General features: G+C 77.5%; 7 protein-coding genes. 2 read left to right on the plus strand and 5 right to left on the minus strand.

Annotation, left to right across the window (positions count from 1 at the left end; all coding sequences use genetic code 11):
* Window positions 1–175: 175 nt before the first annotated feature.
* The 4 genes from VGH76_RS14400 to VGH76_RS14415 are packed head-to-tail and all read right to left on the minus strand — an operon-like array spanning window position 176 to window position 3,452.
* Window positions 176–1,048, minus strand: coding sequence for a class I SAM-dependent methyltransferase (locus VGH76_RS14400; protein ID WP_331557369.1), 873 nt, complete (start codon window positions 1,046–1,048; stop codon window positions 176–178).
* Complete coding sequence (locus VGH76_RS14405; protein ID WP_331557370.1) at window positions 988–2,073, minus strand: glycosyltransferase family 4 protein; 1,086 nt, start codon at window positions 2,071–2,073, stop codon at window positions 988–990. Before VGH76_RS14405 ends, VGH76_RS14400 begins: the two co-directional genes overlap by 61 nt.
* Window positions 2,070–2,468, minus strand: a complete 399-nt coding sequence (locus VGH76_RS14410) for a 6-carboxytetrahydropterin synthase (protein WP_331557371.1) — start codon at window positions 2,466–2,468, stop codon at window positions 2,070–2,072. Before VGH76_RS14410 ends, VGH76_RS14405 begins: the two co-directional genes overlap by 4 nt.
* A 15-nt stretch (window positions 2,469–2,483) precedes the next feature.
* Complete coding sequence (locus VGH76_RS14415; protein WP_414637728.1) at window positions 2,484–3,452, minus strand: zinc-dependent alcohol dehydrogenase; 969 nt, start codon at window positions 3,450–3,452, stop codon at window positions 2,484–2,486.
* A gap of 49 nt (window positions 3,453–3,501) precedes the next feature.
* Here VGH76_RS14415 and VGH76_RS14420 point away from each other — a divergent pair, with 49 nt between their 5' ends.
* A complete protein-coding gene (locus tag VGH76_RS14420) occupies window positions 3,502–5,898 on the plus strand; it encodes a CDP-alcohol phosphatidyltransferase family protein (RefSeq protein WP_331557373.1) in 2,397 nt (798 codons plus the stop codon).
* Between the two features lie 530 nt (window positions 5,899–6,428).
* A complete protein-coding gene (locus VGH76_RS14425; RefSeq protein WP_331557374.1) occupies window positions 6,429–7,547 on the plus strand; it encodes a glycerate kinase in 1,119 nt (372 codons plus the stop codon).
* 10 nt (window positions 7,548–7,557) lie between these two features.
* On the opposite strand, the gene VGH76_RS14430 is transcribed toward VGH76_RS14425, so the two are convergent.
* Window positions 7,558–8,784: gluconolaconase (locus VGH76_RS14430; protein WP_331557375.1), on the minus strand; the 1,227-nt coding region annotated here is incomplete at its 5' end.

An 8,784-nucleotide genomic window follows, 5' to 3' on the forward strand; every position in this document is an offset into this window, starting at 1 on the left:
GCGCGGGCCACGACGGTCCAGCGGGCGGCCGAGGCGGCGGTGGTGAGCAGGCCCAGCGCCAGCGCGGCGGCCAGCGCGGCCGGGGAGAGCGCGCGCAGCCCGTCGAGCACCGGCCCGGTCCCCACGTGCACCACCACCGCCACCACCACGGCGACGCCGACCAGGAGCTTCAGCTTCACCGGTCGCCCCCGTCGCGCGGCAGCGCGAGGAGGTCGGCGTGCCCCACCTGGGCGTGCAGCCTCCCGGCCGCGAGCGCGTCGAGCCGGCGCTGCAGGTGGGTCGCAGCGTGCGGCGTCAGCGAGGGGTCCTGCGCGCAGGCCGCGTCGAGGCGTCCGCGGAGCCACTCCTCGACCAGGGCGGCGTCGCCGGCGCCGAGCCGCCAGGGGCTCGGCCGGCGGGTCACCGCGAACCCGTGGCGGGTGAACGCGTCCGCGGTGACGTCGGCCGCGTCGGGGCCGAGCCGCCCCTCGCGGCGCTGGTGGGCGTCGAAGGCCGCCGCGACGGGGGCGTCGAGCGGGTCGGCCGGGTCGACGGTCACATCGCCGGTGACCGTGAGGGTCAGCAGCGCGGTCGCGCCGGCACCGGCACAGAGCGCGGCCAGGTGCTCGACGTCGGCGGCGTCGAGCAGGTCGAGCAGCGCCGAGCAGACGACGACGTCGGTGCCGGCGAGGTCGGTGAGGTCGGTGAGGTCGCCGACGACGGCGGTGGCCGGGACCGGCGAGGTCCGCGCGGCGCGGTGGGCGAGCTCGGCGTCGCGGTCGTGGGTGAACCAGTGCTGGCGGCGGGCCAGGCGGGGCGCGAGCCACCGGCCCATCGAGCCGGCGCCGCAGCCGAGGTCGCGGAGGACGACCGGGTCGGGCCCGGCGCCGAGCCGGGCGCCCAGGCGGGAGGCGAGGCGGGCGGCGAGCTCGCCGGAGCGCGCGGCGTGGTCGGCGGGCTCGCGCAGGGCGAGCCAGTCCGGGGAGCAGACCGGTGAACCGGGCTCGCTCAGGCGGGCGGCCCAGGGAGCCGGAGCACCTGGGACATCAGACGGGACGGGGAGCACCACGGCCTCAGCGTGCCCCGGCGCCCGAGCGCTGAGAGTCTCCACCCGGAACGCAGCACCGGGTCCTCCAGCCAGCGCCGCAGCACTGCGGCGAGTGTGCCAACGTTCTCAGACGGTACCCAGGTTCCGGGCCCGCCGAGGGGGCCTCCGCCGGGCCCCACGGCCTCGGCGACACCCCCGACGCGGCTCGCCACGACCGGGATGCCCCGGGCCAGCGCCTCGGTCACGACCATCCCGAAGGTCTCGGCCCGGGAGGGCAGGACGAGCAGGTCCGTGGTGGCCCACACCGCGTCCAGCGCCGCATCCTGCACCACCCCGGGAAGCCCGACGCGCCCGGCGAGGCCGTGCCGCGCGATCGCCGTCCGGAGCCGGACGACGAAGCCCGGGTCACGGTCCGTCGGGCCCGCCAGCACCGCGGTCCACGGGCGGTCCGCGATCCGGGACAGGGCCTCGACCAGCACGTCCTGGCCCTTGGTCGGGGTGAGCGCGCCGAGGCAGAGCAGCCGCGGCGGCGTCCCGCTGACCGCGGCGCCGGGGGAGACCGGCGCCGGGTCGACCCCGGGCGCCGCGACCGACACCCGGGCCGGGTCGAGCCCGTGCCGCGCGACGACGCGGTCGGCGGTCCACCGGCTCGTCGTCACCACCGCGGCCGCGTGGTGCAGCGCCGCCCGCTCGCGGGCGTCCCGGTCCCGGGCGGAAGCGGGGGCGAGTCCGGCCTCGTCGGCCAGCGGCAGGTGCACGAGCACCACCAGGCGCAGCCGGTCAGCGTGCGCCGCCAGCGCCTCCGGCACCCCGCAGGCGACGAGCCCGTCCAGCAGCACCGCGGCACCGTCGGGGACCCCGGTGAGCGCCTCGGCGACCGCGGACGCGTCGCCGTCCGGCCACGGCCCCGGCAGCCGGTGCCGGACGACGTCGACGCCGAGGGCCGTCAGTCCGGCGAGGACCCGCCGGTCGTAGACGTTGCCGCCGCTCGGGGCGGTGTCGACGTCGCCCGGGAGGACGGCGTGAACAGCCCGGCCGGCCGTCACAGCGCCCGCTCGTACCCCGCCCGCGCGACGTGCGACTCGTGCAACTCCACCGCGATCGCCTCGATCCCGCGGGCGCCCTCCCCGAGGTCGCCGGCGTGGATCCGGGCCGCGAGCCGGTCGGCGATCACCTGCGCGAGGTACTCGGTCGTCGTGTTGACCCCGGCGAAGGCGGGCTCGTCGTCGAGGTTGCGGTAGCGCAGGTCGTCGAGGACGGCGCCGAGGGCCGCCGTCGCCGCGCCGATGTCGACGACGATGTGGTCGGCGTCCAGCTCGGGACGCCGGAACGTGGCGTCGACGACGAACGTGGCGCCGTGCAGCGCCTGCGCCGGCCCGAAGACCGCGCCGCGGAAACTGTGGGCGACCATCACGTGGTCGCGGACCGTCACCGAGAACACCGCAGCCAGCCTCCTTCAGTAGTCCACCCGGACACCCAACCCCGGGGCGCCGTCCGCGAGCCGCACCATCGTCGCCGGGAGCGCGTCGAACGGCACCGTCTCGGTGATCAACACGTCGAAGCGCGGGTCGGTGAGCAGGCGCAGCGCGAGCGCCATCCGGTCGGCGTGGGTCCACCGCGCCCGGCGCGACGGCGACACCCGTCCTACCTGGCTGGCCCGGATCGCCAGCCGCCCGGAGTGGAACCCCTCGCCGAGCGGCACCCGCGGTGTCCGGTCCCCGTACCAGGACAGCTCCACCAGCTCGCCCTCCACGCCGAGCAGCTCCAGCGAGCGCGCGAGGCCCGCCTCGGTCGCGCTGGCGTGGACCACCAGGTCGCAGCCGGCCGCCGCGTCGTCGGGCCGGGCGAAGCCGACCCCGAGGGCGTCCGCCACCGGCGCCCGGTCGGCGTCGACGTCGACCAGCTCCACCCGGGCGCCGGGGATGCCGGCGAGCAGCGCGGCGACCGCGCACCCGACCATCCCGGCACCCACCACCGCGACCCGGTCCCCGACCCGCGGGGCCGCATCCCACAGCGCGTTCACCGCGGTCTCGACGGTGCCCGCCAGCACCGCCCGCGACGCCGGGACGCCGTCGGGCACCACCGACACCGCCGAGCCCGGGACGACGAACCGGGTCTGGTGGGGGTGCAGGCAGAACACCTCGCGGCCCCGCAGCGACGCCGGGCCGTCCTCGACCGTCCCCACCGCGAGGTAGCCGTAGGTCACCGGCCCCGGGAACTCGCCGTGCTGGAACGGCGCCCGCATCACCCCGTACTGGCTCGCCGGGACCCCGCCGCGGAACACCAGCAGCTCGGTGCCCCGGCTGATCGCGCTGTGGCGGGTGGCCACGACGACGTCCCCGGGTCCGGGCTCGGGGAGCGCCACGTCCACGAGGGCGCCGCGGCCGGGTTCGAGCACCCGGAAGGCGCGCGCGGTCGAGGGCAGGGGGTCACCTCCTGACGGGCGTGTCACGGCCAGGGGTCACGATAGGCGGATGTCCTCGCGCACCGCGACGCTCCTGCGTCCCCCGGTTGCCGTGACCCTGGCCGGGTCCGCCGTCGTCGCGCTCGTGCTGTTCGCGCTGCTGCGGGTGGTCGCCGGGCTGGGGACCGCGGGCTGGCTCGGCGGCGGGACGTTCCTCGTGCTCGCCGGGGCGCTGGTCGCCCGGGCGGCGCACCGGGCCGGGGCGACGACGCTCGGGCCCGCCGGGACCGTGACCGCGCTGCGGGCGGTGCTCGCCGGCGGGGTGGCCGCGCTGGTGGCGCAGGACCTGGCGCGGCCCGGCACCGTCGCGGCGGCCCCGCTGGTGGTCCTCACCGTGCTCGCGCTGGTGCTCGACGGCGTCGACGGTCAGGTCGCACGCCGGACCCGTACCGCGAGCGAGCTCGGGGCGCGCTTCGACGCGGAGCTCGACGCCGCGCTGCTCGCGGTGCTCTCGGTGCACGTCGCCGGGGACCTCGGCGTCTGGGTGCTGCTGATCGGCGGGATGCGCTACGCGTTCGTCGCGGCCGGGTGGGCGCTGCCCTGGTTGCGGGGCTCGCTGCCGGTGCGGCGCTCCGCGAAGGTGGTCGCGGCGCTGCAGGGGGTGGTGCTCGCGGTGGTGAGCACCGGGCTGCTGCCGTCCGTGGTGTCGGTGGTGCTGGTCGCCGTGGCCCTCGCCGCGCTGGCCTGGTCCTTCGGGGTGTCGGTGGTCTGGCTCGCCCGGCACCGGGACACCGTGGCGACCCCCGACGACGGGACGGCTCCCGACGCCGAGGCGGTTCCCGACGACGCGGCAGCGTCCCGCCCGGCCTGGCGTCGCGTGGTGGGCGCGGTGCTGACCCTGGTCGCCGTCGTCCTGCTCGCCCTCGTCCTGGTCGCCCCGCAGGACCCGTCCGGGCTCCTGCCCGAGGCCTACCTGCGCCTGCCCCTCGAGGGGATCGCCGGGCTCGCGCTGCTGGTGCTCCTACCCGCCCGGGTGCGCCGCCCGCTCGCGCTCGTCGCGGGGGCACTGCTCGGGGTGTGGGCGGTGCTCTCCGCCTTCGACGTCGGCTTCGCCACCGTCCTCGCCCGCCCCTTCGACCCGGTCCTCGACCGCGCGCTCGTGGCCGACGGCGCGGAGTTCGTCGGCAGCACCTACGGGACGACGGCCGAGGTCGGGGCGGTCGTCGTCGTGGTCGTCCTCGCCGTGGTCCTGCTCGCCGGCGGGGCACTCGCGGCCCGCCGCGTGGTCACCCGCGCCGCGACGCACCGGCGGCCGGTACTCCGGATCCTCGGGGCGCTCACCGCGGTGTGGCTGGTGGCGATCGTGGCCGGGGTGACCACCTCCCCGGGCGTCGCGCTGGCCGCCGCCAACACCCCGAACGCCGTCGCCGCGCGGCTGCGCCTCACCGACGCGTCCCTGCGCGACGCCGGTGCCTTCGCCGCGCAGTCCCGGACCGACGCGTGGGCCGGCACCCCGGGGCCGGACCTGCTCACCGCGCTGCGCGGTAAGGACGTCGTGGTCGCGGTCGTCGAGAGCTACGGCCGCGCCGCGCTCACCGACCCCGGCCTCGCCGCGACCGTCACCCCGGTTCTCGACCGGGCCGACCGGGACCTCCCGGCCGCCGGGTGGGGCGCGCGCAGCGGGTTCCTGACGTCGTCGGTGGTCGGGTCGGGCAGCTGGCTCGCCCACGCCACGTTCCTCTCCGGGCTGCACGTGGACAACGAGCAGCGCTACCTGACGCTGACCTCCAGCACCCGGTTCACGCTCTCGCAGGCGTTCCGCCGGGCCGGGTGGGACACCTCCGCGATGCAGCCCGGCACCACCCGGCCCTGGCCCGAGGGCGCCTTCTACGGCTACGACAGGTCCTACAACGTCACCGACCTCGGCTACCACGGCCCGACCTTCGGCTGGGCCTCCATGCCCGACCAGTTCGTGCTCGACCGCTACGACCGCCTCGAGCGGAACCGCCCGCAGCCGCGCGCGCCGATCATGTCCGAGATCGACCTCGTGTCCAGCCACGCGCCCTGGGCCCCGCTGCCGCACATGATCGGGTGGGACCAGCTCGGCGACGGATCGGTGTTCTGGTCGCAGACCGCGAACCCCGGCCCCCGCGACACCGCCGCGGTGCGCGCCGGGTACGCGACGTCGATCGCGTACACGATGGACGCGCTGACCTCGTGGGTGCAGCGCTCCAACGACCCGAACCTCGTCGTGATCGCCTTCGGCGACCACCAGCCCGCGCCGCTGGTGACCGGACCCGGAGCGGGCGCCGACGTCCCGATCTCGATCATCTCGCGAGACCCGGCGGTCCTCGCCCGCACCGCCTCGTGGGGCTGGACCGACGGGCTGCGCCCCGCGCCCGACGCGCCGACCTGGCCGATGGAGTCCTTCCGCGACCGCTTCCTCGGCACGTTCTCGCCGCGCTGAGACAACGTGACCGCCGTCACACGGACCGGCCGTAACGGGTCGTGGGGGTCCGGACGATGAGGTGTGTGAACCCGGTGCCGTCAGACCCCCGACCTGACGGCCCGGGTTCCTCCATGTCCGGGGTCCGGTGCCCGGCACGACGGAGCAGCCGTTCCCGTTTGCGTCTCGCACACGGCTGGCGGAGGTCGACGACGAGCGGCCGCCACCGTTGCGCCCAGCACACGTCGGCCCAGGCCGGACCGCCCCAGCACTGTGTGCGTCGCGCACCGCGGGTGCAGCGCGGAACGCCAGCGCCGCGGGCCGTGTGCGCAACGCGCGTGCGGGCCGGAACGCTCGTGCCGCCGGCCCGGGGCGTCGCGTGACGCGCGCGAGCCGGAACGCCCGAACCGGCCGTCCCCCGACGGCGGCCGGACCGGGCGCTCACCCCTGAGCCTAACGTGTGACGAATCGGGCGTGACCGGACTGTGAGCAGTCGACCACGGGCCGTCCGCCCTCGACGTGCCGAATCCCGCCCGGCACGCTCCTGCGATGTGCGCGTCCTCGTGGCTCCCGACAAGTTCAGGGGCTCGCTGACCGCGGCCGACGTCGCCGCGGCGATCGCCCGCGGCCTGGGGACCCGCGGCCTCGACGTCTCGCTCTGCCCGGTGGCCGACGGCGGCGACGGCACCGTCGACGCCGCCGTCGCCGCGGGCTACGACCGCCGGCCGTGCACCGCGTCCGGCCCCACCGGGCCGACCGGACCCGCCGTCGGGACCGCCTGGGCCCGATCCGGGGACACCGCGGTCGTCGAGCTCGCCGACGTGTGCGGCCTGGTCCGCCTCCCCGACGGCGTCCTGCGCCCGGAGGAGGCCACCACCTTCGGGCTCGGCGAGGTCCTGCGCGCCGCCCTCGACGACGGCGCCCGCCGCCTCGTGCTCGGGCTCGGCGGCAGCGCCTCCACCGACGGCGGCGCGGGCCTGGCCCAGGCGCTGGGCGCCCGCCTCCTCGACGCCGACGGCGCGCCGCTCCCGCCGGGGATCGGCGGCGGTGGGCTCCCCAGGATCGCGCGGGTCGACCTGGACGCCTTCGCCCTGCCGGCCGGCACCACGGTCGAGGTGGCCTGCGACGTCGACAACCCGCTGCTCGGCCCGCACGGGGCCGCCGCGGTCTACGGGCCGCAGAAGGGCGCCGACGACGCCGCCGTCGCCCGCCTGGACGCCGCTCTCGCCTCGTGGGCGCGGGTGCTCGGCGCCGCGACCGGGACCGCCGGCCGCGAGGACGAACCGGGGGCCGGGGCGGCCGGCGGCGTCGGCTACGGGGCGATGACGCTGCTCGACGCGCGCCTGCGCCCGGGGTTCGACCTGGTGGCCGAGCTGCTCGGGTTCGACGACCGTCTGGCCGGCGCTGACCTCGTCGTCACCGGCGAGGGCCGCCTCGACGGGCAGACGCTGCGGGGGAAGGGCCCCGCGGGTGTGGCGGCGCGCGCGGCCGGGGCCGGGATCCCGGTGCTCGCCCTGGCCGGCTCGGTGGCCGTCGACGACGACGAACTGCGCGACGCCGGCTTCACCGCGGCCGCGGCGCTCGCCGACGTCGAGCCCGATCCCGAGCGCAGCCGGGCCCACGCCGCCGAACTGCTCGAGCACCTCGCGGCGACGGTGCCGCTGCCCTGAACGCCCGTGCTCACCGGCCGGGAGGCGCTACCCGGTAGATCGCGCCGGCCTGGTCGTCGCTGACGTAGAGCGCCCCGTCGGGACCGAACACCGCCGCGACCGGCCGGCCCCACCGCGAGCCGTCCGGCGCCTGGAAGCCCCCGACGAGGGTCTGCTGGTCGCCCATCCGGCCGTTCGACCACGGGAAGTACGACACCTCGGGCGCCCGCGGCGCGGTGCGGTTCCACGAGCCGTGCACGCCGACGACGGCGCCCTCGCCCTTCCCCGGGACGTCCGCGAACGCGAGCCCCAGGGGCGCCGAGTGCGCCCCGAACGTCTGCTCGATCGACGGCAGCGTCGAGCAGTCGAGCTTCGAGCCGTCCCCGTTTGTCTCGGCGTCGCGGGTGAACCCGAGGTCGGCGTGGCGCAGCGGCGTGCCCGGCACGCCCGGCTCGGTGTCCGGCTCGGGGTTGCAGAACGGCCAGCCGAGGTCACGGCCCGGGGTCAGCGCCGCGAGCTCCTCCGGCGGGTGGTCGTTGACGTACCCGGGGAGCACCTGGCCGTAGGCCTCGCCGTCGCCGCCGCCGTCGCCGTCGAAGGGCTGGCGGTACGGGTACTGGATGTTGTCGCGGTTGTTCACCGCGGTCCACACGCGGCCGTCGGGCCCGAGGGCGAGGCCGCTGCCGTTACGTACGCCGCGCGCGAACACCTCCGGGGCGCCGCCGCCCGGCGGCACGCGCAGGATCGCGGCCCGCTGCGGGTCGGCGTCCCGGTCCTGCGGCGAGAGGTTCGCCGTGGACCCGACCGAGATGTACAGCGAGCCGTCCGGGCCCACGACGACGGACTTGAGCGCGTGCGCGTAGGCGCCGTGCAGGTCGGGGCTCTTCGAGTCCGGCAGGTCCGGCACCACCACCCGCCGGCCCGTCGCGGCGCCGTCCGCGTAGGAGTACGCCGAGACCTGATCGCTCTCGGCGACGTAGAACGTCGAGCCGGCGAACGCGAGCCCGTGGGGCTGGGTGAGCCCGGAGAGCAGCGTCGTCCGGGTCGGCGCGGCGCCCGCCGCGCCCGGCACGAGCCGGGCGACCTCGCCGGTCTCGGGCAGCGAGACGAGCAGCGACCCGTCGGGGGCCCAGGCCTCCAGCCGGGCCGCCGGCACCCTCGCCCAGACCGAGGCCGTCCACCCGGGGGGCACCTGCACCGAGCGCGGGCTGTCGAAGGGGCCGTCCCTCATCCCGGGGCCCACCTGCACCGGCGTGGG

It is taken from the genome of Actinomycetospora sp., assembly GCF_036497585.1.
GTDB lineage: Bacteria > Actinomycetota > Actinomycetes > Mycobacteriales > Pseudonocardiaceae > Actinomycetospora.

Excerpts from the sequence above, each read along its gene's own strand:
- VGH76_RS14420 (WP_331557373.1), top strand. The coding sequence starts at position 3,502 with ATGTCCTCGCGCACCGCGACGCTCCTGCGTCCCCCGGTTGCCGTGACC.